This window comes from Streptomyces ipomoeae 91-03, from assembly GCF_000317595.1.
Taxonomy (GTDB): Bacteria; Actinomycetota; Actinomycetes; order Streptomycetales; family Streptomycetaceae; genus Streptomyces; species Streptomyces ipomoeae.
Genome location: NZ_AEJC01000360.1, coordinates 22,848 through 45,653, shown reverse-complemented (window position 1 = coordinate 45,653; position 22,806 = coordinate 22,848). Strand labels below are relative to the sequence as shown.

The following is a 22,806-nucleotide window of genomic DNA, read 5'->3' as shown; positions in this document are numbered from 1 at the left end:
CCACATATCCGGCCTCCGACACCCTGGCGTGTCCGCAGAGTCCCGATACACTCACGCGGCGTCGATGTCGCGAGGGGAGTGGCCGGTGACGGGTTCGGGGGCGCAGGATCCATCCGGCATATCGTTCACCGGCTGGGCGGATCCCGCGGAGGGGGCCGTCTACGAGAGAACGGTCGACGCATGCCTCAACGACTTCCGGGTGAAGCGACGCCTGGGCACCCGCGACGGGGTGACGGCCGAGGCGGTACGCACGGCGATGCACACTCAGCCGAACATCGCTGGGGCCATGCAGCCCTGCGCGGACTCCTACGCCCGCTACCGAAGAGCGGTCGAGCAGGCGCACACCGTCAGGACCCGGCTGGCGCAGGCGAGAGCCGAAGTCGGAATCGACGTCCGCACCGCCATCGGTTGGCTCACCCTGGTCGCCTCCGTCGTCTGGTTCGCCATACGGCTCGAGCCCGACCCGAGCTTCCTCCACTTCGGCCTCACCGTCGCACCGTTGATGTTTCTCTGGGGAACGCTTCTGTGGTGGATCGACCGCCGGGACCGTTCCCGGCGGAACCTGAGGACTCAGGCCGTCATCATCCAGCAGCTGGTGTCACTGCCCTTCCGCGCCAGGGACATCAGGGCCGCGTCGCGGACATGGGAACGCGACCTTCAGCACAACGGCGTCACACCCGTGGTCCACCGGGTCATCGACACGCTCCTGGGCCCCGACCCCGATTCCGTCTTCCTGCCGGACCGTTACGACGGACTGCGGGCGGCGCGAGATCTCGAATATGTGGTGCCCAGCCGCGCGGCCCTCCAGTTGGAGGGCAAACTGGCGATCCTGGACGGCGGCACTGTCGCGGTGTGCGGTCCGCGCGGTGTCGGCAAGAGCACCCTGCTGGACAGCGCTCTGAAAGAGGGCGACTTCGCGATCCAGGCGCACGTGCCGGCCACGTACACGCCGCACGATTTCCTTCTCTCGCTGTGCGTCGACGTCTGCGAGCAGTACATCGGGCACGAGAAGTACGCCGTGCCGCCCCTGATCAGACTCTCCGGTTTCGTACGGGCGCTGCGCCGAGCGCAGTCCGCCCTGCGGAGGCTACGGCGCACGGCCTTCTTCGGCATCCCCGCAGCCGTGCTCGTCGCTCTGGGCTCCTTCTCGACGGTGCGCTCCCTGTGGCGGGAACACGTCACCACCGTGCGCTCATGGGTCACCTCGGCGGGTCATTGGTGTGCCGACCTGGCCCGAGAGGTCTGGCGAGGCGACAACGTCGGTGTCGGGATGTTCCTGACCCTGATCGGGCTGGCCGTCTGGATTCTCCGTCATTCCACGCGCTGGCGTCGGCGGCTGCGTGCCACGCCCAGGGCCCTCTCCTTCGTCACGGCCTTGGCCCTGTTCATCGTCGTACCCGGGTCGCTCCTGGCGGACGGTGAGATACGCGAACACACGGGAGCGCTGACAGACCGGTACACCGCTCTGCTGATCCTTCTGCTCCTCTCCCCCTTGATCCTTTGGCTCCTCGGCCATGGGCTGGAGACCATTCACGTCAAAGGACGGCTCATTCCGGCTCCGCGCCTGTTCACCCCCGCGGCCCTGGGCTGTCTGGCCTGCTTCGTCTGGCTGGTCCGCAGGAATGACGACGCGGTCGCGATCGTCCTGGACCCCCAGAATCACGCTCGTCTGGTGGGGATCGTCGCGGGCTCGCTGTTGCTGTTCCTGGGATTGTGGCGGCCCAGGCCGCCGGAGCCGCCACTCGTGACCCGGTGCCGCGACCAGTTGTACCGGCTCAGGACCGTCCAGACCACCTCGGCCGGAGTCACCTCCACCGTCTCCCCCTTGGCCAGTCTGGGAAGTGCCCACACCTCGTCGCTGTCCTCGGTGCCGGTGAACTTCCCCGAACTCGTCGCGACCTTCCGCACCCTGCTGGCCGAGATCGCCCGGCACCTCTCCGTGCGGGGCCGTCGCACGATCATCACCATCGACGAGCTCGACCGTCTCGGCTCGGCCGAGCAGGCACTGGCCTTCCTCAGCGAGGTCAAGGCCATATTCGGTGTTCCCCACGTCTTCTACGTCGTCTCGGTGGCCGAGGACGTGGGCGCCGCCTTCGTCCGTCGCGGCCTGCCGCACCGGGACTCCACCGACAGTTCGCTGGACGACGTCGTCCACGTCCAGCCGTGCACCCTCGAAGAGTCGTGGGACATCATCCGCAAACGGGCTCCGGGACTGGCACCCGACGGCGACGACAAGCCCCGCCCCTATGTCCTGCTCGCCCACGGCCTGTCGGGAGGCATTCCACGCGATCTGATCAGGTACGGACGCCGCATCGTGGAAATGCAGAAGGAGATCGGCTCCGTCGAACTCACCGACATCTCGCGCCACCTCGTCCTCGAGGAGGTCGCCGAGACCCTCGCGGGATTCCGCACCCTCCTGAGCGGACATCAGTGGACGCCCGCGAACATGGCCGTGCTCAGTCGGTACCGCGATCTCATGGATCTGCTGCGGTCCGCCTGTGACTGCCGCACCGACACCGTGCGACAAGCCCTGGAGGCGTTCGCCGCCGAGCCCGCGTCAGCCGGGTCCAGCGCGGTCGACCTGCCGGAGGAGGCCACCCCGCTGATCCAAGAGGCGTCTGCCTACGCGTACTTCGGTCTGACGCTTCTCCAGATCTTCGGCGATGGTTCCTTCGACCAGCGCAGCACGGATGCCATGGACCGAGCGCCGGAAGGCCATCCCCGCTTCCTCGCCGAGGCCCGGCTCGAACTCGGCGTCTCACCGCACAGCGCCCGCTCACTCATCAGCGATGTCCGCCTGGCCTGGGGACTCACCCCGGTCATGACGTCCGCGCTCTCCCCGGTCGTGACACCCGTGCTCTCCCCGCCACGGCTCAAGCCGTGCCCCCTGCACCCGCAGGGCTGACGGCACGACTTCACGCGCTGCCGACCTGACCCACGCGATCCACGACACCAGCGCCACCATCGTCGCGGCATTCGAGTAGACACTGTCTACTCGATCTTGGTAGACAGTGTCCATGAACGAGCGAAGCACCGGGCTGCGGGCCCGGCTGATCGACGTCGGGGTCGAGTTGGTGGCGTCGGAGGGTGTGCAGGCGTTGTCGCTGCGGGAGATCGCGCGGCGGGCGGAGGTGTCGCACGGCGCGCCGCGTCGGTACTTCCCGACTCATCTGGAGTTGCTGTCGGCGATCGCGCGCCGGGGCTTCGAGGAGTTGGCGGCGAGAGGGGCCGCGGCGATCGGGGACGGTACGGCGAGCCCGCGGGAGCAGGTGGCGACGTTGGGGCGCGTGTATCTCGACTTCGCGCTCACCAACCGGGGCATGCACGAGCTGATGTTCCGTCATGACCTGCTGGAGAGCAACACGTTGGGGCTGCGCGAGGCCAGTCTGCCGGTCTTCGGGCTGCTCGTGGATCTGGTGGGCCGCGCCCGCCCCGACGTCGACGCCCGGCTCGTCGCGGGCGCGCTGCTGGCGAACCTGTACGGCATCGCCCAGCTGTGGGCCTGGGGAAGTCTCCAACTCACCACGGGGGCAGATGACTTCACGCCGCTGCTGCGCTCCGCGCTCGACGCGCACCTCGGCAGCGAGGAGCGGCGGTGAAGCGGGCCGTCGCGGTGGACGACGCCGCCCAGGAGCCTGCGACACCGGCAGCGCACCGCCGTCTCGCCCTCGCCAACAGCGTGCTCGGCGCCGTGATCGTCGCCCTCGACGGAACGGTGCTGACCATCGCCCAGCCGGCCCTGCGGCACGACCTCGGCGCCTCCTTCGCCGCCGTGCAGTGGACCAGCACCGCCTACCTGATCGCGGTGGCGAGTCTGCTGGTGTTCGCCGGGCGGCTCGGTGACCGGTACGGCCATCAACGGGTCTTCGCCTGGGGCGTGCTGGGCTTCGGCGCGGCCTCCGCGGGCATCGGTTTCGCGCCGGGGGTCGGCTGGGTGATCGGGCTGCGGGTCGTCCAGGGGGTCTTCGGGGCGCTGCTCCAGCCCGCCACGCTCGGGATGCTGCGGGCCTCGTTCCCGCCCGACCGGCTCGGGATGCCCGTCGCGCTCCGGACCAGCGCCATCGGGGTCGCCGCCGCGGCCGGTCCACTGGTGGGCGGCGTACTGGTCACCGAGCTGGGCTGGCGCGCGGTGTTCTTCCTGAACGTCGCACCGGCGCTGGTCATGGGCGTGCCGGCGCTGGTGGTACGGCAGCCTGCGGCACGACGGAACCCCGCCTCCACTGCCCTCGGCCTCCCCGCCTCCGGCCCCCTCGGACTCCCGGCCACCACCTCCCTCGACCTCCCCGGCGCCGCCCTGCTCGCCGTCGCCCTGGCGGCGCTCGTGCACACGCTCGTCGGGATACCGGAGCACGGCTGGACCATGACCGGCGTGCTCGGCCTGCTGACGACCGCCGCCACGGCCTACGCCCTCGTACGGCATGAGCGGCGTGCCCCCGACCCGCTGTTGCCGCCCGCCGTGCTGGGGTCGGCGACGGTCGGGGCGGCGCTCGGAGTGCTGGTGAGCGCGTCGGCGGCGATGCTGGGCGCGTTGTTCGTCGGCAGTCATGTCCTTCAGGACGTCCTCGGCATGAGCCCGCTGCGCACGAGCCTCGTCGCGCTGCCCGGCGGAGTGATGATGGTGCTGGGCGCGCCGGTCGCGGCCGTGCTGCTGCGGCGGTGGGGTGCCCGCCCGACGACGCTGACCGGGACGGTGCTGCTCACCGCCGGGGTGCTGGCGCTGTCGCGGCTGGGCCCGGGCTCGTCGACGGTCGTGATCGGCGTCGGCTTTCTGCTGCTGGGCGCGGGATTCGTCACGGTGATGGTGACGGCCACCGCGGTCGTCGTACGGCATGCGCCGCCCGAGTCGGCGGGCGTGGTGGGCGGGCTCCAGCAGACCGCGATGAACGTCGGCCCGACGCTGGGTGTGGCCGCCGCGGCGACCCTCGTGCCCGTCGGCAGCGGGCCCGCGTTCTTGCTGCTGGCCGCCGTGTCGGCGCTGGGTGCGCCACTTGCCGGACGAATGCCTCGACCCGCCGGTCCCGAGAGGGGTGGAACGCGGTCCGTACGGAACGATGAAGTCAAGCACGTATGGGAGCCGTAACCCGGGCCAACCGGAGGAGAACCACCATGGAACGACTGCGCCAAGAGGTCGAGCCGCACGAGGTCGGCCTCGACCCGAAGATCCTCGCCCGCCTGGACGAGTACCTCGCCCGTCAGGTGGACGAGGGCCGACTCCCCGGGTACCTGCTGTCCATCGCCCGCCACGGCCGCGTCGCCCATCTCACGGCCTACGGCCGGCGCGACCGGAAGGCCCAGCTCCCCGTCGAGAGCGACACCCTGTGGCGGATCTACTCCATGACCAAGCCGGTCACGTCGGTGGCGGCGCTGATACTGGTCGAGGAGGGGAAGCTGTCCCTCACGGACCCGATCGCCCGCTATCTCCCGGAGTTCGCCGAGCCACAGGTGTACGAGTCCGGCGAGGGCCCCGACACCCGGACCCGCCCTGCCGGACAGCCGATCCTCGTCCGCCATCTGATGACCCACACCTCGGGCCTGACCTTCGGCTTCTACTACAACCATCCCGTGGACGCGCTCTACCGCGACGCGGGCCTGGAGACCTCCGTACGGCCCGGCGCCAACCTGGCCGAGACCTGCCGGGAGTACGCGAGCCTGCCGCTGCAGTTCGAGCCGGGCACGCAGTGGAACTACTCCGTCTCCACCAACGTCCTCGGCCGGATCATCGAGGTGGTGTCGGGGCAGGCCCTCGACGAGTTCTTCGCCGAGCGGATCCTCGGTCCCCTGGGGATGACGGACGCCGGCTTCCAGGTCACCCCCGAACAGACGGGCCGACTGGCCGAGTTGTACGGCGAGCAGGAGGACGGCTCCATCGAACCGGTCCCCGGTCTGCCCCTGCGCAGCCGTCCGCGCTTCCTGTCCGGCAGTGGCGGCATGGTCGCCACCGCCCGCGACTACCACCGCTTCGCCGAGTTCCTGCGCCGCCGCGGCGAACTCGACGGCGTCCGTCTCCTCTCCCCCGAGTCCGTCACCGCGATGACCACCAACCAGCTGCCGGGCGGCGCCGACATCCACTCCTACGGCAGCCCCTTCCACCGCCAGCCCGGCAACGTGGGCGTCGGCTTCGGCCTCGGCGTCTCCGTGGTCATCGACCCCGCCGCCACCGAAAGCCCGTCCTCCCAGGGCACCTTCGGCTGGACCGGCGCCGCCACCACGACCTTCTGGGTCGACCCGCTCCGGGATCTGACAGTCCAGTTCCTGACGCAGGTACGACGCCGCTCGTCCTCCTCCGTCTACCCGGAGCTGAAACGGCTGGTGCACGAGGCCGTGGTGGGATGAACCACGGCCCAAAGCCCCCGTAGCCGTAGCGACAATCCGAGCAGGCGGCCCGAGCAGGGAACGAGCAAGGATTCTGCAAGGAACGGGCAAGGGCACCGTCCAGTCGCGTGGGGATGAGCGCACCGTACCCAATCGGCTGTACGACACGGGGGATGTCATGTCGGCATTCAGCGCACCCGCCCGGTCCGCGCGCCTGTCGGAGTCCACGGACACTCCGGCCCGGCAGTGGCTCACGCTGACCGGACGCAGAACCGTTCTGGTGGTCGCCCACACCGTCACCTACGTCAAGCGTCTGCTCGACGTGGTCTCGCTGCTGGAGTCGGACTTCCGTATCCAGGTGGTGTTCACCGTGCCGCCGCACGAACTGAGCGACGGCACGGAGCAGTACCTGCGCCGCTCGGGCGGCGTGGTGTTGCCCTGGAAGGAGGCGGCACGCACCGACTTCGACCTGGCGATCGCGGCCGGCCCGCGGGCCATGGACCGGGTGCGGGCCCGGGTGGTGCTGCTGCCGCACGGGGCCTGCTTCCTCAAGCGCTTCGCCGGGGCGGCGGGCTCACCTGTCTTCGGCCTGCGCCGGGAGGACCTCGTGCCCGGCGGGAAGCTCCCGGCCGCGGTCGTCCTGGCCCATGAGGCCGACCGCGACGCCCTCGCCCGCTCCTGCCCCGAGGCCCTGCCCGTCGCCCATGTGGTCGGCGACCCGGCCCACGACCGGATCACCGCGAGCCTTCCCGAACGGGACTCCTACCGCCGGGCGTTGGGACTGCGCGAGGGACAACGTCTGATCGCGGTGACCTCGACCTGGGGCCCCGAGTCGTCCTTCGCCCGCTTCGAGACCCTTCTGCCCCGGCTGATCGACGAACTCCGCGCCGACATCCACCGTCTCGTCGTCCTCGTCCACCCCAATGTGTGGTCGGGCCACGGCTCCCGCCAGGTACGCGCCTGGCTCGCCTCCTGGACGGAACGGGGACTCGGCGTCGTGCCCCCGGACATGGACTGGCGTCCCGTCCTGTGCGCCGCCGACCTCGTCATCGGCGACCACGGCTCGGTGACCCTGTACGCCACGCTCACCGAAGCCCCGATCATCCTGGCCGGCGGGTCGGAGAGCGAGACCAACCCGGTGTCCCCGGCCGCCGAACTGGCGTTGCTGGCTCCGGCCCTCTCCCCCTTCCACCCCCTGACCGGCCAGTTCGCGTACGCGGCGGCCGAGTACCACAGGCCCGCGTACGAGGCGGTGGCAGCCCGTATCACCTCGGAACCGGGCCGGTTCAACCGCGGGATGCGGGCGCTGCTGTACCGGCTGCTGGGCCTGGGCCAGCCGGCCCACGATCCGCTGGCCCGTCCCCTTCCGCCACCGGACGCGACACTGATCTGGCCCGGCAGCGACCTGGAAGTGCCGGCGTGAACACAGCGGACTCCGACCTCCCGGCCACCAGCGCGCCCCTCAAGGGCGCGGGGCCGTGTCACTGTGCGGCTCCGCCGCGATGGGGCTCCCTCCCGCTCATGGGGGTCCCCCTGGCACCGGACCACTCTTCCGACTGGCTGTGGATCGACATCGACGGCCCGGCGGTCCGCCACGACCTCGCGGACATCCTCGTCGGACACCGGCCGAGGCCGAACGCCCATACGGCGGCCCAGGAGGCGACGGGGCTCCTCGCCACCCATCCCGGCTGCCTCCTCGTCCTGCTGCCGCTACCGGACGGCGACTGGCTGGCCGCAAGCCGAACCCCAGCACATCACGCCCCGGCCAGGCCTTCGAGCCGCGCTTCCACCCGACGCGTGTCCTCCGCGCTGACCGTCATGGACAGCGGCAACGCCCTGCGGTAGTAGTCGCGGGCGGCGGCCACGTCGCCCGCGTCCTCGGCGGACTGGCCCAACATCTCCAGCGTACGGGCCTGCCAGTGCAGCGCGCCCGATCGCTCGAACATCTCCAGGGCGGCCCGGAGTCGGTCCACGCCGGCCTCGTGCTCCCCGGTGCGGGCCCGCGCCCGCCCCAGGAAGGCCAACGCGCGCGCGGCGTCGTGCGGATCGCGCACCTCCGTGAGAATGCCGTGTGCGCCCTCGAAATACGCGACGGCGGACAGCGGATCATCCGCGGCCAGCGCGATCTCGCCGAGGACGATCCGGGCGAGCCCGGTGCCCCGGGGGTAACCCGCTTCCTCCCAGAGGGAGATGGCCTGCTCCAACAGCGGTACGGCCTCGGCCCGCCGTCCCGCCTCGAAGTGGGCGGCCCCGAGGCCGAGCAGCGCCTGACCCTCGTCACGGCGGTCGCCCGCGACACGTGCCGCGTCCCGTGAGGCGGCGTACCAGGTGATCGCCTCGTCGAAACGGCGAGCCGCGCTCAGACCGATGGCACCGGAGTTGAGCATCTGGCGCTCCGCCTCGGCGTGCCCGGCGCGCCGGGCCGCGGCGAGCCCCAGTTCATGGGCCTCGATCCACAGGTCGTAGTGGCGCAGACGCAGGAAGAGCGGCCACATGGCGTCGACGAGCTGCCAGGTCAGCATGGACCAGTGTCGTTCGGCCGCGGCGCGCAGTACGGCCATCAGGTTCACCCGGTGGTGGTCGAGCCAGGCCAGGGCGCCGGGTTCGTCGGTGAACGGCGGTTCCAGGTCGGGTCGGAGGTGGTCGGCGCGTTCCAGGGTGAACTGCGCGGGAGTGATGAGCTGTTCGGCGGCGGTGGCGGTGGCGAGGTACCAGTCGCCCGCCCTGCGCAGTGCCTCGGCACGCTCGTGGTCGGCTCCGTGCTGACGGGCATGGAGGCGGATGAGGTCGTGGAACCGGTAACGGTCCTCGCCGAGGTCCTGCAGGAGGTGGGACTCGACGAGCACGTCGAGCAGTCCGTCCGCTTCGTCGAGGGTCAGGGCACCGGCCGCCGCGGCGAGCCGGCTGTCCAACTCGGGGGTGGGCAACTGGCCCAGCAGACGGTAGAGCCGAGCCGCCGGGGCGGGCAGGGCCCGGTAGGACTCGTCGAGTGCGCCACGCACCGCCGTCTCTCCTTCCACGGCCAGGACGGCCAGTCGGTCGGCGGGCCGGGCCAGCGCCTCGGCCAGGGCGCGAAGTGGTTGCCGGGGGCGTGCCGCCAGCCGGGCCGATGCCACACACAGCGCCAGGGGCAGGCCCCCACACAGGTCGACCACCTCGCGCGCCGCCGCCGGGTCGTCGGCCACCCGTTCCCGGCCGACTCCTCTGATCAGCAGTTCCTCCGCCGCGTCGGGCGGCATGACATCCAGGGTGTGGAAGGCCGCCCCGTCGATGCCGAGCCCGGTCAGCCGGCGGCGGCCCGTGACGACCACGAGGCTGTCGTCGGAGCCCGGCAGCAGCGGACGGGTCTGGGCCGCCGTGCAGGCGTTGTCGAGCAGGACGGCGAGTCGCAGCCCGGTGGTGAGAGAGCGCCACAGCGCGCTCTGTTCGGCCGTGTCCGCCGGTATCGGACCTCGGTACAGGGAGCGGAGGAACCGCCCGAGGATCTCGCCCGGCCCCGCCGCGTCCGCGATGTCGTGACCGCGCAGATCGGCGTAGAGCTGCCCGTCGGGGAAGTCGTCGCCGATCCGGCGCAGCCACCGGGTGACCAGGGAGGTCTTCCCGACACCGGCGGGTCCCGTCACCACGACGAGCCCCGTGCGACGCGGCAGCAGCCGGCCGAGCGCGGCGAGGTCGCCCTCTCGGTCGGTGAAGTGCCGTACCGGTGGCGGCAGTTGACGTGGCACCGGCATCGGGGGCACGACAGGTGGCAGGTGCGTGTGGACCCCGCCGTGCACGTCGCGTGCCTGGACGACGGTGCCGGTCACCCGCGCGGCCCCACCAAGGCTGTTCACCTGGCCACCGTCGCCGCCCCCGAGGGAGCTCGCGCTCCCCCCGGGCTCCTCGATGCCGCCGATCCCCGCTGTGCCGCCGCCCATGCCCTCCGCCCCCGTGGTCGAATCCGAGCCCGCGACGGGCACCGACAGGTGCCGCATACACGCATCGAAGGTGCCCTACCCGCCACCGCTCCCGGATAAAGGACAAAGATTCGGCCGACAGTTCGAGCGATGTCTGGTTTCCCAGATGCCGAGGTGTCATTCTGTGCAGTCTGCGCAGTCCAGGAACGGGTGCCGGCGAGAGGAACGCTGGTGGAGATCCATGTTCTCGGCCCCGTCGGCCTCGGCACTCCGGAGCGCCGGCTCGGTCTCGGTTCCGTCAAGCAACAACTGCTCATGGCCGCCCTGGCCGTCGACATCGGTCGCCCCGTGCCGCTGGACACCCTCGTCGACCGGCTCTGGGACGATCCCCCGGCACGCGCCCGGGAGAACGTCCACACCTATGTCTCGCGCATCCGGCGGGCGATCCGGACCGCCGAGCCCGGCTCGACGACCCCGGCCATCACCCAACGCACCCACACGTACACCCTGGTCGCCGCCCCGGACACCGTCGACTGGCACCGCTTCGTCCGGCTCGCCGAGCGGGCCGGAACGGTCGCGGCCGAGGGCGACGACGCCCGGGCAGCCGCGCTGTTACGGGACGCGGAGCGTCTCTGGGAGGAGCCGCTGGCCGGGTTGCCCGGTCTGTGGGCGCAGCGAATCCGCGGCACGATGGCGGAGAAGAGACGTGGCGTCGTCACCGCGCGCATCACCGTGGAGATGCGGCTCGGCCGGTTCGCCGAGATGGCGGGCGAGTTGTCGGCTCTGGTCGACGAGTACCGCGGCGACGAGGCCCTCGCCGGCCAGTTGATGATCGTCTACTACGGCAGCGGGCGCCACGCGGAGGCGCTGCACCTCTATCAGCGCGTGCGCAGGATCCTCAGGTCCGAGTTCGGCACGGATCCCGGCGAGGAGCTGGTCCGCATCCACCGGCACATCCTCGGCCGGGGCCCGCTCCACGAGCTCATCCGAGGACCCGCGGAGGTCCGTGTCCCGCCTTCCGCCGACACCCGACGGCCGCGTCCCGTGCCCGACCGTCTTCCCCGCCAGGCACCGCTCGTGGGCCGTCACGGTGAGATGGAGCGGATCCGCACCGCCATCGACACGGCCTCGCGCGACGGCGCGATCGTCACCCTGGAGTCCATCTCGGGAATGGCCGGAGTCGGCAAGTCGGCGCTGGCGATTCGCGCGGCCCACGAGTTCGGAGACCGCTTCCCGGACGGCTCGATCTACGTCAACCTGCGCGCTCATGCCCAGGGCCAGGAACCCCTCTCCCCCCAAGCCGCCCTCGCGACCCTCCTCCGTCTCCTCGAAGTGCCCCCGGACTCCATCCCGACCGATGTCGAGGAACGAGCCGCGCTCTGGCGCCAGGCCCTGGGCCACCGGCGCGCCCTGATCATCCTCGACGACGCGGCGGGCCCCGAGCAGGTACGGCCCCTGCTGCCCGGCAACACCGAGTGCTTCGTGATCATCACCAGTCGTCGCCGGCTGGTCGGTCTGCCGAGCGGGCGTTCGCTGGCGCTCGACGTGCTGCCGGCGGCGGACGCGGTGGCCCTGTTCCGGGAGTTCGCGGGACTTGAAGCACCGACGGACACCACGAGCGCCGAGGCGTCCGCGGAGCTGGAGGAACTGAAGGAGATCGTCCGCCTCTGCGGGTACCTGCCTCTCGCGATCGAGATCGCCGCCAACCGGCTGAGCGCGCATCCCTCCTGGAATCTCACCGTCCTGCGTGAACTGCTCTCCCGCACCACGGACCGCCTCGCCCAGATCCGCGACGGCTACTCGGAGATAGCCCGCGCCTTCGAGGTCTCCTACCAGACCCTCTCCCCCGCCGAGCGGTCCTGCTTCCGTCTGCTGAGCCTCCACCTGGGCCCCGAGTTCGGTCCCCAGGCGGCAGCCGCCCTCCTCGGCCGCCCTCTCGATGAAACGGAACGGCTGCTCGAATCACTCCTCCAATGCCATGTCCTCCAGGAACCGGTCCCCAACCGCTTCCGCTTCCACGACCTGCTCGGCGAGTACGCCCACCTGCTGTCCACGGCCCAGGACACCGATGAACACCGCGAGGCGGCACGTGCTCGGCTCGTCGACCACTACGTCCGTACCGCGGACCACTGCGACCGGTTGCTGTATCCACGCCGGATACGTCCGCGCGTGCACGACACGGACACCGCCGCACCGTCACCGCCCTGGCCCACGCCCCGGACCAGCGCCGACGCCCTGACCTGGTTCACCACCGAGCGGCAGAACCTGCTCAGCACCGAGCGGCATCTGCGGCAGCACGGGGCGCGGACGCGGGCCGCCCAGCTGAGCCACGTCCTGGCGGGGTTCCTCGACGGCGAGTGCTACTGGACGGATTCCGTACGACTGCACGAGGCGGCCGTCGCCCACTGGCGCGGCATCGGTCGTCACGACGCCCTGTGCCGGGCGCTGCTGGATCTGAGCCCGGTGTACACGGCGACCGGGAGTTTCGAGGAGGCGGACCGGGTCGCCAAGGAGGCTCTGGCGTGTGCGCGGACCATCGGCGACCGGGATGCCGAGGCCGACGCACTGCGAGAACTGGGCATTTTGTACTGGCACTTGGGCCGGTTCCAGCAGGCTCTGGCCTTCCAGAGGGAGTCCTTGACGCTGTGCGCCGCGACAGGAGATCGCTGGCGGCAGACGCGCTGCCAGAACAACATCGCCATCTGCCTGCTGTACCTCGGTGAGCATGAGCAGGCACGGACATGGTTCCAGGCCGCGATCGCCGGTTTCGAGTACGCGGACGACCAGCGCATGCTCGCGAAGACCCTCAACAACCTCGGCCATTTGCTGATCGAGACCGGTGACCCGGTGGGCGCCCGACGGACGTTGGAGCGCTCGCTGCGGATCGTGAAGAGCACCGGAAACCCTTCGGACAGAGCGATTTTGCAGATCAACATCGCCGAGGCCCACCTGGCGACGGGCGACGCGACCACGGCGATCGATTTGTGCCAGGAGGCGCTACCGGTCTTCCGCCGGATGGGCGCGCGGAAGAACGAGGCGATCGCACTCACTCGGCTGGGGCGCGCCCACCAGGACTTGTCCGACGTCGATCGGGCCGTGGACCACCTTCAGCGCGCGCTCACCCTCGCCAGGGACATCGGTGCGGCCCTGGAGGAGATCCAGGCGCAACGTGCCCTGGGCAGCTGCGAGTTCGCTCGCGGTCGGGCGGTGACCGCCGTGGGCCACCTCATGTCGGCGCTTGAGGCGGCCCGGCGCATTCACTCGCCCGAGGAGGAGGCGCGGGCCGAGGAGGAGCTGAAACGTATCCGCACGCAAATGATCAAGTCTGACCGATTGCGCGTCTGACTGCACACAAGATCGACGACTTTCCGCTCAGGGGAATGCATTCGACGCCCGATTCGATAAGATCCAGACCTATACGAACAGCCGCTCTGGCTACGTACTGGTAATCGAAATCTGCCCCGAAAGGCCCCCCTTGAAGCACACCCACGAGGCGACTCGTCGTGCGCAGCAAAGGCTTGCTGCAGTGAAGATTGCAATCTTTACGTGCATCCCGACCCTCATCGCGATGTACGCCGCCGCCACGGCGAAGTCCGCCTGACACACCTACCGGGGGCGGCCCGCAAACCGCCCCCAACCCCCTTACCGCCCCACCCGCAGCGCGAACGCGACCCCGTCCCGCCGCAGTTCTGCCAGCCACTCTTCCGACCGCTCCCCCGTCTCCGCCGCCCGGCTCAGCCCCGCCGGCAGCGAACCGTCGAGGATGTGTCCGACGCCCAGGGCGAGGGGGCGGGAGACGCAGCGGGCCATGGCGCTCTCCTCGGCCGTGCCGGTCAGATCGAGGAGGTAGCGGCCGGTCCAGGCGGTGCCCGAACCCGCCTGAACGTCCAGGGAGACGGCCAGGACCACTCGGTCCCGGTCGGTGTCCGTTGTCGGGTAACGGGCCGCCAGCTCCTGGGCGAGGGCGGCGATGCGCTCGTCGTCCCCCCGGTCGAGTTCCTCGAAGACCGGGGCCCAGGCCGTCAGCCAGCCGTCGAGGCGGAGGGTGCCGCGGACGAAGGTCCGCGGCTTCCAGGCCGCCGGGAACCCGTACTGGTCGATGAACGGCACGCTGTCCCGGTTGGGGTACGCCTCGAAGGTCTCACCGTCGACGACATGCGGGCGGGTGGCCGCCCAGGGGCGCGGGGCCGTAGTCTCCGCGCCGTCCTCGATGTAACGCGCCGGTGAGCGCAGGGCACTCAGCACCCCGGCCGGTGCCCAGCTGAAGCGGTACCGGAAGTCGTTCGGCACGGCCGGGACGCCGCCGCAGTACGAGGTGAGGGTGTACGAGGCGACCGTCTCGGCGCCGATCGCCTCGCTCGCCCGGGCGATCAGGCTGTGCGCGAAGAGATGGTCGATGCCCGGGTCGAGGCCCGCCTCGGTGAGGACGGTGACACCCGCCGCCTCGGCCGCCGGCACCAGTTCGAGCACCGCGTCCGAGACATAGCTGGAGCACGCGAAGTGGGCCCGCGCCTTCACGCACACCCCGAGCAGCGGCGCGTGCTCCGGGGCCGGCAGCATCGAGACCACCACGTCCCCGGGAGCCAGCTCGGCCGCCAGCGCCGACAGCGTGTACGCACGCGGCTCGGCGCGTCCCGTCAAGCCCAGTGCCGCCAGGGCCTGTTCGGCGCGCTCCTCGGTGCGGTGCCACAGCCGTACGGACGCGGCGGTCTCGCACAACGACGCGAGGCCGCTGCCCGTGGACAGACCGGCACCGACCCAGTGGACGGTACCGCTCGCGGGAACGACGTCAGCCATCGGGCAACTCCCCTTCGTCGATGTCATTTTCAAGCAGCGGTCATGGTGTGCTGCCCACCTCGCGGGACGCCTGACGGAACCGGTCCAGACAGCGCCCCCATGGTCCGCCCGCCTCCGGCGCCTCGAATTCCAGCAACTGCGGCAGCAGCGCCGCCGAGAAGTCCATGCTCGCCTCCCTCGGCAGCAGCGAGGGCAGGTTGTCGATGGCGATGAGGTCGAGCGGGGGCTGCTCGCGCAACCGGCGTACGGGGTGCTCCCAGTCGGTGGTCGTGTCGTAGATCGGCAGGACGTTCATGGGCGAGCCGACGTCGACGGTGACGTCCGCGAGGGTCCGCAGCCGGCGGTCCGGGCCGTCGAGGTCCTTGTCGGTCAGGAAGGGCGGGACCGGGCTCGTCGTCAGGACGGTGTTGACCATCAGCTCATGGGCCAGCAGGGCCCCTCGGTCCAGGTCACGGGTCTCGGCCAGATCCCAGCGGGTCGGCTCGACACCGGCCTCGCCGAGCGCGGCGGACGCACCGCGTCCGCTGCGGCCCAGGGCACCGATCACCAGAGCGCTCAACTCGCCCCGCGAGGAGCGGAGTCGGGCCTCCAACTCCTCCTTGGTCGTCGGCACCAGCGGGGCACTCAGAGCGTCCCGGTGGTGCAGCACGGCCAGGGCCGCGCCCAGATAACCGGCCCAGAAGCCGAAGGCGGCGAGCCTGCGGCCCTGGTCGTCCACCAGGTACTCCAGGTCGAGCAGCGAACCGCCACCGGCCGCGAACCTGCGCAGCAGGGTCTCGGCGCCGGGCTGCCCCTTGTAGGCATGGCCGAAGAAGATGTGCCGGTGGGTCAACTCCGTCGGCTCGTCCGGCAGTTCCTTGAGTCCGATGATCACCGCATGGGGCGGCGCCGACACCCACCATCCCGGGTCGGCGATCTGGCACCCGGCCTCTTCGTAGGCCTCGATGGGGAAGGCCCGTTGGGGGGAGTCCTCGACCGTGATCCTCGCTCCGCTCTCGATGAGCCGGCGTGCGTCGGCCGGCACGATCGGGGTGCGGCGTTCGGTGGAGCGGGTCTCATGGCGGAGCCACAAGTAGAGCTCGGTCATACGAGGTTGACCTCCGGACGGAGTGCGTCGGCCGAGAAGCGGTCGACGCTCAGGGGGCTGATGTCGACGAAGGGTACGCGCCCGAGGTACAGGTCGCGGACCACCTCGCCGACCGCCGGGCCCTGGAGGAACCCGTGGCCGGAGAAACCGGTCGCGTAGAGGAAGCGGGAGCAGGAGGTGGCCTCGCCGATCAGGGCGTTGTGGTCCGGTGTGATCTCGTACAGGCCGGCCCAGCCTCCCGTGCGACGGAGGTCGAGCAGGGCGGGGGCGCGGTGTTGCATGGCCTCGTACAGGCGGGGGATCCAGCGGTCATGGGTCTCGGTGGCGAAGCCGGGCCGTTCATCGGGGTCGGACATGCCGACGAGCAGGCCGGGGCCCTCGGTGTGGAAGTAGAGGCTGCTGGTGAAGTCGATCGTCATGGGCAGCTCCGGCGGGAGGTCCGCGACCGGCTCCGTGACGGCGATCTGGCGGCGCAGCGGCTCCACCGGGAGGTCCACGCCGACCATGGCGCCGATGGACCGGGACCAGGCGCCGGCCGCGCACACGACGGTGTCGGTGACGATACGGCCCTTGCTGGTGACCACCGCCGTGATGGTGTCCCGCCAGGTCTCGATGCCCAGCACCTCGCACTTGCGCAGAATGGTCGCGCCATGGCGGCGGGCACCGGCCGCGTAGCCGTGGACCACCGACTCGGGGGTGCAGTGCCCGTCGTCGGGTGAGAACGCGGCGGCGAGCAGCCCCTCGGTGCTGATCAGCGGGGAGAGCCGCTGGGCCTCGGCGGGGTCGATCATGCGGCTCGGTACGCCCAGGTCGTTCTGCGCCTCGACGCTCGCCTCGAAGCGGGCGACGTCGTCGGGGGTGGACAGCAGGAAGAGATAGCCGACGCGGTGGAGGCCGATGTCGTGGCCGAGTTCCTGTCCGAACCGGTCGAACGCCTCCAGGCTGCGGGCGCCGAGCTGGATGTTGAGTTCGTCGGAGAACTGTGCGCGTACGCCGCCGGCCGCCCGTGCGGTGGAGCCGGAGGCGAGTTCGTCGCGTTCGACGAGGACGACGTCGTCCACGCCGGTGGCGGCCAGGTGATAGGCGATGCTCGTGCCGATGACACCGCCGCCGATGACGACGACCCGTGCGCTGCGGATCACGAACGCGGCTCCCTTCGTCCGACCGTGGTCGGTCTGCCCGACGGAGTCAGATCTTCCACCGCAGGCGAACGTTCATGCGGCTCGCCCGCGGACTCGGCCGAAGCGACGGCACGCGCGGACATGGTCCGGCGGGTCGTCCGGCGGGTGTCGATGTGTTCCGAGGAGTCGTCCGGCGGGTGCTGATGTGTTCCGAGGGGTCGTCCGGCGGGCGCGGCGGCCGATGTCGGGTGGGGCACCCGATGACGGCCGCCGCGCGAACCCCGGCGTTCAGGAGCGGCGACTCAGGAGGAGTGGACCACCGCGTCCAGGTGCGGCAGATAGTGGTCGAGCCGCTCACGCTTGGTACGCAGATACGTGATGTTGTCCTCGCACGGCGTGATCAGCAGCGGCACCTGCTCGGCGACGTCGATGCCGTGCCGCAGCAGCGCCTCCCGCTTGCGCGGGTTGTTCGACATCAGCCGCACCGACCGTACGCCGAGGTCGTGCAGCATCTCGGCGGCCACCCGGTAGTCGCGGGCGTCCACCGGCAGACCGAGGGCGATGTTCGCCTCGACCGTGTCCAGGCCCTCCGCCTGGAGCTTCATCGCCTGGAGCTTGGCGAGCAGACCGATGCCCCGGCCCTCGTGGCCCCGGAGGTAGACGAGGATGCCCCGCCCCTCGGCGACTATCGCCCTGAGCGCGCTGTCGAGTTGCTCGCCGCATTCGCAGTGCTGGGAGCCGAACGCGTCACCGGTCAGGCACTCGGAGTGCAGCCGGATCAGAATTCCCTCGCCGCCGCTGATGTCGCCGTACACCAGCGCCACTTGTTCCTCGCCGCGGTCCTGGTCGAGATAGCCTACGGCCTCGAAGTCGCCGTAGGAGGTGGGCAGCGGAGCATTCACCACGCGTACGGCACCGGAGGACTGGGCATTCGCGCCGAGTACGCCAACATTTTCTGTCATGATCTGGTTCCTATCTGGTAAGCCCTGACGTCATGCGAAAATGACGGAGCATCAGCAGAGACGAAAGGCCGTGAAAAGATGAGCAGTTCGGGATCGAGGTCCGATACGCAGTCCCAGGGAGGCGGGTCGAAGTCGACGGTGTCCGGGCTGCTTCCCGCCGACACCACCGCGGACGTACGGGCGCGCGGCGCGGGCGCCGGCCGGCAGGTGGCCGTGCTTCCGGTCGGCAGTTTCGAGCAGCACGGCCCGTATCTGCCGCTGGCCACCGACACGCTCGTGGCCTGTGCCATAGCCCGGGAGATAGCCGCCGCGTACCCGGTGCACCTGCTGCCGCCGGTGACCATCGCCTGCTCGCACGAGCACGCGGCCTGGCCGGGCACGGTGAGCATCTCCGCGACGACCCTGCACGCCGTGGTCCGCGACATCGCCGCCTCCCTGCGCCGATCGGGCGTCGAGGCGCTGGTCGTGGTCAACGGACACGGTGGGAATTACGTCCTGGGAAATGTCGTCCAGGAATCCACCGCGGAGGGACATCGAATGGCGCTTTTCCCAGCCATGGAGGACTGGGACACCGCACGCGAACGGGCGGGTGTAGAGACCTCGTTGCTCAGTGATATGCATGCGGGAGAAATAGAGACCTCCATACTTCTGCATTGCCATCCCGAATTGGTCCGGCCCGGTCACGAGACCACCGATTTCCTTGCCGACGACCGCCGTCATCTCCTCTCCCTCGGTATGTCGGCCTACACCGATTCCGGTGTCATCGGCCGTCCGTCCCTGGCGTCCGCAGTGAAGGGGCAGGAGTTGCTGGCAGCACTGGTCCAGTCCTTCGGCGCGTATTTCTCCGTGGTCACCTCGGACGCCTGGGACAAGGGAGCGGTTCCGCCGGAACTTCCTTCGGCGACAGCCTCCTCGGAGGACTGACGGCGCGCCCGCAGGGAGCCGTACCAGCGTCCGACGAGTACGGCGGCCCCGGGCAGGCCGGCCGCGAAGCTGAGCACGCCGTAGACGACGGCCACGGTCAGCCCCTGGGAGGCGCCGAGACCGGCGGCGCCGAAGGACCACGCGGTGACGCCTTCCCGGGGGCCCCAGCCGCCGACGTTCAGCGGCAGGCTCATGGCGATCAGGGCCAGCAGTGCCAGCGGCAGCAACTCCAGCGGGGTCGCGGCGGATCCGGCGACACGTGCGGAGAGCAGGAACATCGCCACATATCCGGCGAGCACCACCACCGACGAGACCACCACCGCGGATCCGCTGCGACGGGCCAGCAGCACATCGCGCGCCTCGCCGAACGCGGCCCGGACCCGGCCGCCCCGACCGCTCGACCGGCCGGAGGCGCGGCCCATCCGTACCGCCGCCCGGATCGCGAGCGCGCCCAGTGCGGCGAGGGCCAGAAGGCCCACCGTGTGACGGGTCTCGTCCAGCACCGGGGACGGCAGGATCAGCAGGACCGTTACGCCCACGACGGCCAGCGCCAACTGGCCCGCGGTGCGCTCGATCACCACCGCCCGCACCCCGCGCCCCATGTCCCCGGAGCTCTGCCCGTGCCGCACGGCCCGGTGGACGTCGCCGAGGACCCCGCCGGGCAGCGCCGCGTTCAGGAACAGCGCCCGGTAGTAGTCCGCGACGGCCGGCCCGAGCGGCAGGGTGATCCCGAGCGCCCGCGTCACGGCACACCACCGCCAGGCGCTGAACACCGTCGTCACCACGCCGATCCCGACAGCCGCGACCAGCGTCCCGGCGTCGATCCGCCGCAGCCCGTCGATGAACACCCCGGTCCCGAGCCGCCATACGACGACAGCGAGGATGACCGTTCCGGCAATCGAGCCGAAGTGGGCGCGAAGGGCACGGGTGAGCTTGACGCTGCGGCGGGGACGGGGCGCCACCGGGGCCTCGGCCGACGCTTCCGCCGGCGTTTCCGCCGCAGTGGGGTACGGGTCCGCGACGGGCGACGCCGATCCGGCCGCCCGCACCGGCACCGCGCGGGGGCGCGACCAGCTCTCGACGGCCGAGGAAGGCGCCGCGATCGCCTCCTCCACCGGCGCCGTCATGAGACCCCGCCCGTCGGCCGGGGCAGCGCCAGCAGGTCGCTGTGGTGGAGGACGACTCGGAGGGTGCCGGCGGCGTTGGCCTCCAGGCGTTCGCGGAGGTACGCGGCGGCGCGGTCGGTGAGCTCGGGGCGTTGTTCGCAGGCCGCGCCGACCCAGCCGCGCAGCCACTCCTCGGTGAGGGCGGCGTGCCGTTCGTCGAGCTGCCAGGGGCTCGGGTGGACCCGGACCGTGGCGCCCCGCTGGGCGAAGGCCTCGCAGGCCACCGTGATCGCGTCCGGGCCGAGCAACTCGGAGGCGCGCTGGTGGGCGTTGAAGGCCTCGGCCATCTCGGCGTCCATCGGGTGGGCCGGGACGAGGTCGACGCGGCCCACGACCGAGAGGGTCAGCAGGGCGGGGACCCCGGCACCGGCGCAGGCCGCGGCGAGCGTCTCGATCTCCTCGCGGGTGAGGACGTCGAGCAGCGCGGAGGCGGTGACCAGCGAGGCACCGGCCAGGTCGTCCGCCGTCAGCCGCCCGATGTCGCCGCGTCGTGTGGTGACCGTGACGGGGCTGCCGTCGGCGGCGGCACGCGGCGCCCGCGCCATGGCCAGGCGCAGCAGGCCGGGGTCCTGGTCGTGCAGCACCCACTGCTGGGCGCCGTCGAGCCGGGGCGCGAGCCAGCGGCCCATCGAGCCGGTGCCGCAGCCGAGGTCGTGGACGATCAGCCCGGTGGCACGGCGCGGCAGGTTCGCGAGCCGGATCCGCAGCGGGTCGAGCAGATCCACCGCGCGGGCGGCGGCGTCGGCGCTCTCGCGCAACTCCAGCCACTGCGGGGCGTACTGGTGCCCCTCGGGCGCCGGTGTGGCGCCGCCGCGCCCGGCCATGCTCAGCACCGGGCCGGAAGCGGACGCGACGGCACCAGTGGTCGTATCGGGAGAAGTGGTCATGCCGCCCTCCGAGGTTCGTGCCGCAGCCGGCCCAGTACATGGGCGAGGCTGCGGGCCGTGGTCGCCCACCCGTCCAGCGCGGCCCGGCGCCCGCGCGCCGCGGCCTTCAGCCGACGCCGTACGTCGGCCTCCCCGAACCAGCCGCGCAGCTCCGCCGCGATGGCCGCGGGGTTCTCCGGCGGTACGAGGATGCCGGGCACCCCGCCGTCGGGGGCGCGCCCGACGGCCTCCGGGACACCGCCGACGTCCGTGGCCAGTACGGGGATACCGCGCGCCAGGGCCTCGGTGACCGCCATGCCGTACGTCTCGGCGTACGAGGTGAGGACCATGAGGTCGGCGGCGGCGTAACTGGCGTCGAGTGCCGCGCCGGACTGCGGTCCGGCCAGGTGCAGCCGGTCCTCCAGGCCGAACTCGGCGATGAGGGCCCGGATGTGGTCGACGTACTCCGGCTCCTGGTCGAGGTTGCCGACCAGGACGCAGCTCCACGGCAGGTCCGTGACGGTGGCCAGGGCCTCGACCAGCCGGTGCTGCCCCTTGCGCGGGGTGACGGCGGCGACGCACAGCAGCCGGGAGACACCGTCGGTGCCGGAGGCGAGGGGCGCGATGTCGGCGCCGGGGGCGGCGACATGGACGCTCTCGGGGGCGAGGCCGTGGTGGGAGACGAGCCGGCGTACGGCCCAGTCGCTGGTGGCGATCACCGCGGACACGCCCCGCAGGGTCGTCCGCTCCTTGGCGTCGAGTTCGGCGGCGACCTCGGGCTCCAGTCCGGTCTCGTCGCCGAGCGGGAGGTGCACCAGCACGGCGAGGCACAGGCGTTCGGCCTCGGGCAGGACGATCTCGGGGACTCCGCAGGCGACCAGTCCGTCGAGCAGGACGACCGTGCCGTCGGGCAGTTCCCGCAGCGTACGGGCGAGTTCGGCGCGCGCCTCGGCGCCCGGGCGGGGCCAGCTGCCGTCGACGGCGTGCTTGTGCACCTGCCAGCCGAAGCCGGGCAGATCGAGGCAGATCCGGCGGTCGTAGGCGTTGCCGCCGCTGGGCCGGCCCGGGTCGTCGACGCCGCCCGGCATCACGAAGTGCACCGAGCGCAGCGACATGGGCACGATCGCGGCGTTCTTCAGCGCCGCGTTCTGCACGGGCACGTAACCGAGCCTCACTTGCTCTCCCCCGTTCACCTGGGCGGCGATGCCGTTCGCGGGGGCGGTGGTGCCGACGGCCGTCCGGTCGATGGTCACGTCGGTCACAGGGCACGCTCGTAACTCGCCCAGGCGATGTGGGACTCGTGCAGGGTGACCGTGATGCCCGCGATGCCCTTGGCGTTCTCACCGAGGGCGCCCTTGTGGATCCGTTCGGCGAGCCGGTCGGCGATGACCTTGGCCAGGAACTCCGTCGAGGTGTTGGTGTTCGCGAAGTCGGGCTCGTTGTCGAGGTTGCGGTAGTTCAACTCGCTCACCACGGCACCGAGTTCCTGCGTGGCCAGCCCGATGTCTACGACGATGTTGTCGTCGTCCAGCTCGGCGCGCCGGAAGGTGGCGTCCACGAGGAAGGTGGCGCCGTGCAGGCGCTGCGCGGGTCCGAAGACCTCCCCGCGGAAGCTGTGGGCGATCATGATGTGATCGCGGACGGTGATGCTGAACAACGGACGACCCTCCAGTGC

At 71.2% G+C, this 22,806-nt stretch carries 16 protein-coding genes and 1 pseudogene; 8 read left to right on the top strand and 9 right to left on the bottom strand.

The window, feature by feature from the left end; all coding sequences use genetic code 11:
- The first annotated feature begins 85 nt into the window (after positions 1 to 85).
- From STRIP9103_RS23130 to STRIP9103_RS23105, 6 genes are all read left to right on the top strand, one after another.
- Entirely contained in the window at positions 86 to 2,905 is a 2,820-nt protein-coding gene (locus STRIP9103_RS23130; protein WP_009320062.1) for a P-loop NTPase fold protein, read from the top strand.
- Positions 2,906 to 3,017: 112 nt separating this feature from the next.
- Complete coding sequence (locus STRIP9103_RS23125; protein WP_048820808.1) at positions 3,018 to 3,599, top strand: TetR/AcrR family transcriptional regulator; 582 nt, start codon at positions 3,018 to 3,020, stop codon at positions 3,597 to 3,599.
- Entirely contained in the window at positions 3,596 to 5,080 is a 1,485-nt protein-coding gene (locus STRIP9103_RS23120; protein ID WP_009320042.1) for an MFS transporter, read from the top strand. The genes STRIP9103_RS23125 and STRIP9103_RS23120 overlap by 4 nt, the downstream gene beginning before the upstream one ends.
- A 26-nt stretch (positions 5,081 to 5,106) precedes the next feature.
- A complete protein-coding gene (locus tag STRIP9103_RS23115; protein ID WP_009320092.1) occupies positions 5,107 to 6,333 on the top strand; it encodes a serine hydrolase domain-containing protein in 1,227 nt (408 codons plus the stop codon).
- Positions 6,334 to 6,490: 157 nt separating this feature from the next.
- Positions 6,491 to 7,735: a glycosyltransferase family protein gene (locus STRIP9103_RS23110; RefSeq protein ID WP_009320082.1), complete on the top strand. Its 1,245-nt coding sequence runs from the start codon at positions 6,491 to 6,493 to the stop codon at positions 7,733 to 7,735.
- Positions 7,732 to 8,157, top strand: coding sequence for a hypothetical protein (locus STRIP9103_RS23105; RefSeq protein WP_048820807.1), 426 nt, complete (start codon positions 7,732 to 7,734; stop codon positions 8,155 to 8,157). Before STRIP9103_RS23110 ends, STRIP9103_RS23105 begins: the two co-directional genes overlap by 4 nt.
- Here the strand turns inward: STRIP9103_RS23105 and STRIP9103_RS23100 are convergent.
- Entirely contained in the window at positions 8,067 to 10,286 is a 2,220-nt protein-coding gene (locus STRIP9103_RS23100; protein ID WP_009320076.1) for an ATP-binding protein, read from the bottom strand. The two genes, STRIP9103_RS23105 and STRIP9103_RS23100, sit on opposite strands and share 91 nt — an antisense overlap.
- Before the next feature lie 153 nt (positions 10,287 to 10,439).
- Here STRIP9103_RS23100 and STRIP9103_RS23095 point away from each other — a divergent pair, with 153 nt between their 5' ends.
- A complete protein-coding gene (locus STRIP9103_RS23095; RefSeq protein WP_009320051.1) occupies positions 10,440 to 13,553 on the top strand; it encodes an AfsR/SARP family transcriptional regulator in 3,114 nt (1,037 codons plus the stop codon).
- Positions 13,554 to 13,850: 297 nt separating this feature from the next.
- Here the strand turns inward: STRIP9103_RS23095 and STRIP9103_RS23090 are convergent, their stop codons facing one another.
- From STRIP9103_RS23090 to ribA, 4 genes are all read right to left on the bottom strand, one after another.
- The gene (locus STRIP9103_RS23090; protein WP_009320084.1) at positions 13,851 to 15,005 is read right to left on the bottom strand and encodes a saccharopine dehydrogenase family protein; all 1,155 of its coding nucleotides are present in this window, start codon (positions 15,003 to 15,005) and stop codon (positions 13,851 to 13,853) included.
- Positions 15,006 to 15,045: 40 nt separating this feature from the next.
- A complete protein-coding gene (locus STRIP9103_RS23085; RefSeq protein ID WP_009320049.1) occupies positions 15,046 to 16,092 on the bottom strand; it encodes a saccharopine dehydrogenase in 1,047 nt (348 codons plus the stop codon).
- A complete protein-coding gene (locus tag STRIP9103_RS23080; RefSeq protein ID WP_009320086.1) occupies positions 16,089 to 17,234 on the bottom strand; it encodes an NAD(P)/FAD-dependent oxidoreductase in 1,146 nt (381 codons plus the stop codon). The genes STRIP9103_RS23085 and STRIP9103_RS23080 overlap by 4 nt, the downstream gene beginning before the upstream one ends.
- Before the next feature lie 281 nt (positions 17,235 to 17,515).
- Positions 17,516 to 18,175 (bottom strand): GTP cyclohydrolase II, encoded by a 660-nt coding sequence (ribA, locus tag STRIP9103_RS23075; RefSeq protein WP_009320053.1) that lies wholly within the window; start codon positions 18,173 to 18,175, stop codon positions 17,516 to 17,518.
- Positions 18,176 to 18,253: 78 nt separating this feature from the next.
- Between ribA and STRIP9103_RS46930 the strand changes: the two genes are divergently transcribed.
- Positions 18,254 to 19,099 carry a creatininase family protein gene (locus STRIP9103_RS46930; RefSeq protein WP_086019296.1) on the top strand — a complete coding sequence of 282 codons (846 nt, stop codon included), beginning with the start codon at positions 18,254 to 18,256 and terminating at the stop codon, positions 19,097 to 19,099.
- A 122-nt stretch (positions 19,100 to 19,221) separates the two neighbouring features.
- Here STRIP9103_RS46930 and STRIP9103_RS51780 read toward each other — a convergent pair.
- From STRIP9103_RS51780 to STRIP9103_RS23050, 4 genes and pseudogenes are all read right to left on the bottom strand, one after another.
- A pseudogene (locus STRIP9103_RS51780) lies at positions 19,222 to 20,226 on the bottom strand (lysylphosphatidylglycerol synthase transmembrane domain-containing protein); the annotation flags it as partial.
- Complete coding sequence (locus STRIP9103_RS48470; RefSeq protein WP_048820805.1) at positions 20,223 to 21,152, bottom strand: class I SAM-dependent methyltransferase; 930 nt, start codon at positions 21,150 to 21,152, stop codon at positions 20,223 to 20,225. The pseudogene STRIP9103_RS51780 and the gene STRIP9103_RS48470, both read right to left, overlap by 4 nt.
- Positions 21,149 to 22,393 (bottom strand): glycosyltransferase family 4 protein, encoded by a 1,245-nt coding sequence (locus STRIP9103_RS23055; protein WP_009320072.1) that lies wholly within the window; start codon positions 22,391 to 22,393, stop codon positions 21,149 to 21,151. The genes STRIP9103_RS48470 and STRIP9103_RS23055 overlap by 4 nt, the downstream gene beginning before the upstream one ends.
- Entirely contained in the window at positions 22,390 to 22,788 is a 399-nt protein-coding gene (locus STRIP9103_RS23050) for a 6-pyruvoyl trahydropterin synthase family protein (protein WP_009320081.1), read from the bottom strand. Before STRIP9103_RS23050 ends, STRIP9103_RS23055 begins: the two co-directional genes overlap by 4 nt.
- Between the last annotated feature and the right edge of the window lie 18 nt (positions 22,789 to 22,806).

Excerpts from the sequence above, each read along its gene's own strand:
- STRIP9103_RS48470 (WP_048820805.1), bottom strand. The coding sequence starts at position 21,152 with ATGACCACTTCTCCCGATACGACCACTGGTGCCGTCGCGTCCGCTTCC.
- STRIP9103_RS23125 (WP_048820808.1), top strand. The coding sequence starts at position 3,018 with ATGAACGAGCGAAGCACCGGGCTGCGGGCCCGGCTGATCGACGTCGGG.
- STRIP9103_RS23085 (WP_009320049.1), bottom strand. The coding sequence starts at position 16,092 with ATGACCGAGCTCTACTTGTGGCTCCGCCATGAGACCCGCTCCACCGAA.
- STRIP9103_RS23100 (WP_009320076.1), bottom strand. The coding sequence starts at position 10,286 with ATGCGGCACCTGTCGGTGCCCGTCGCGGGCTCGGATTCGACCACGGGG.
- STRIP9103_RS23110 (WP_009320082.1), top strand. The coding sequence starts at position 6,491 with ATGTCGGCATTCAGCGCACCCGCCCGGTCCGCGCGCCTGTCGGAGTCC.
- STRIP9103_RS23090 (WP_009320084.1), bottom strand. The coding sequence starts at position 15,005 with ATGGCTGACGTCGTTCCCGCGAGCGGTACCGTCCACTGGGTCGGTGCC.
- STRIP9103_RS46930 (WP_086019296.1), top strand. The coding sequence starts at position 18,254 with ATGAGCAGTTCGGGATCGAGGTCCGATACGCAGTCCCAGGGAGGCGGG.
- STRIP9103_RS23115 (WP_009320092.1), top strand. The coding sequence starts at position 5,107 with ATGGAACGACTGCGCCAAGAGGTCGAGCCGCACGAGGTCGGCCTCGAC.
- ribA (WP_009320053.1), bottom strand. The coding sequence starts at position 18,175 with ATGACAGAAAATGTTGGCGTACTCGGCGCGAATGCCCAGTCCTCCGGT.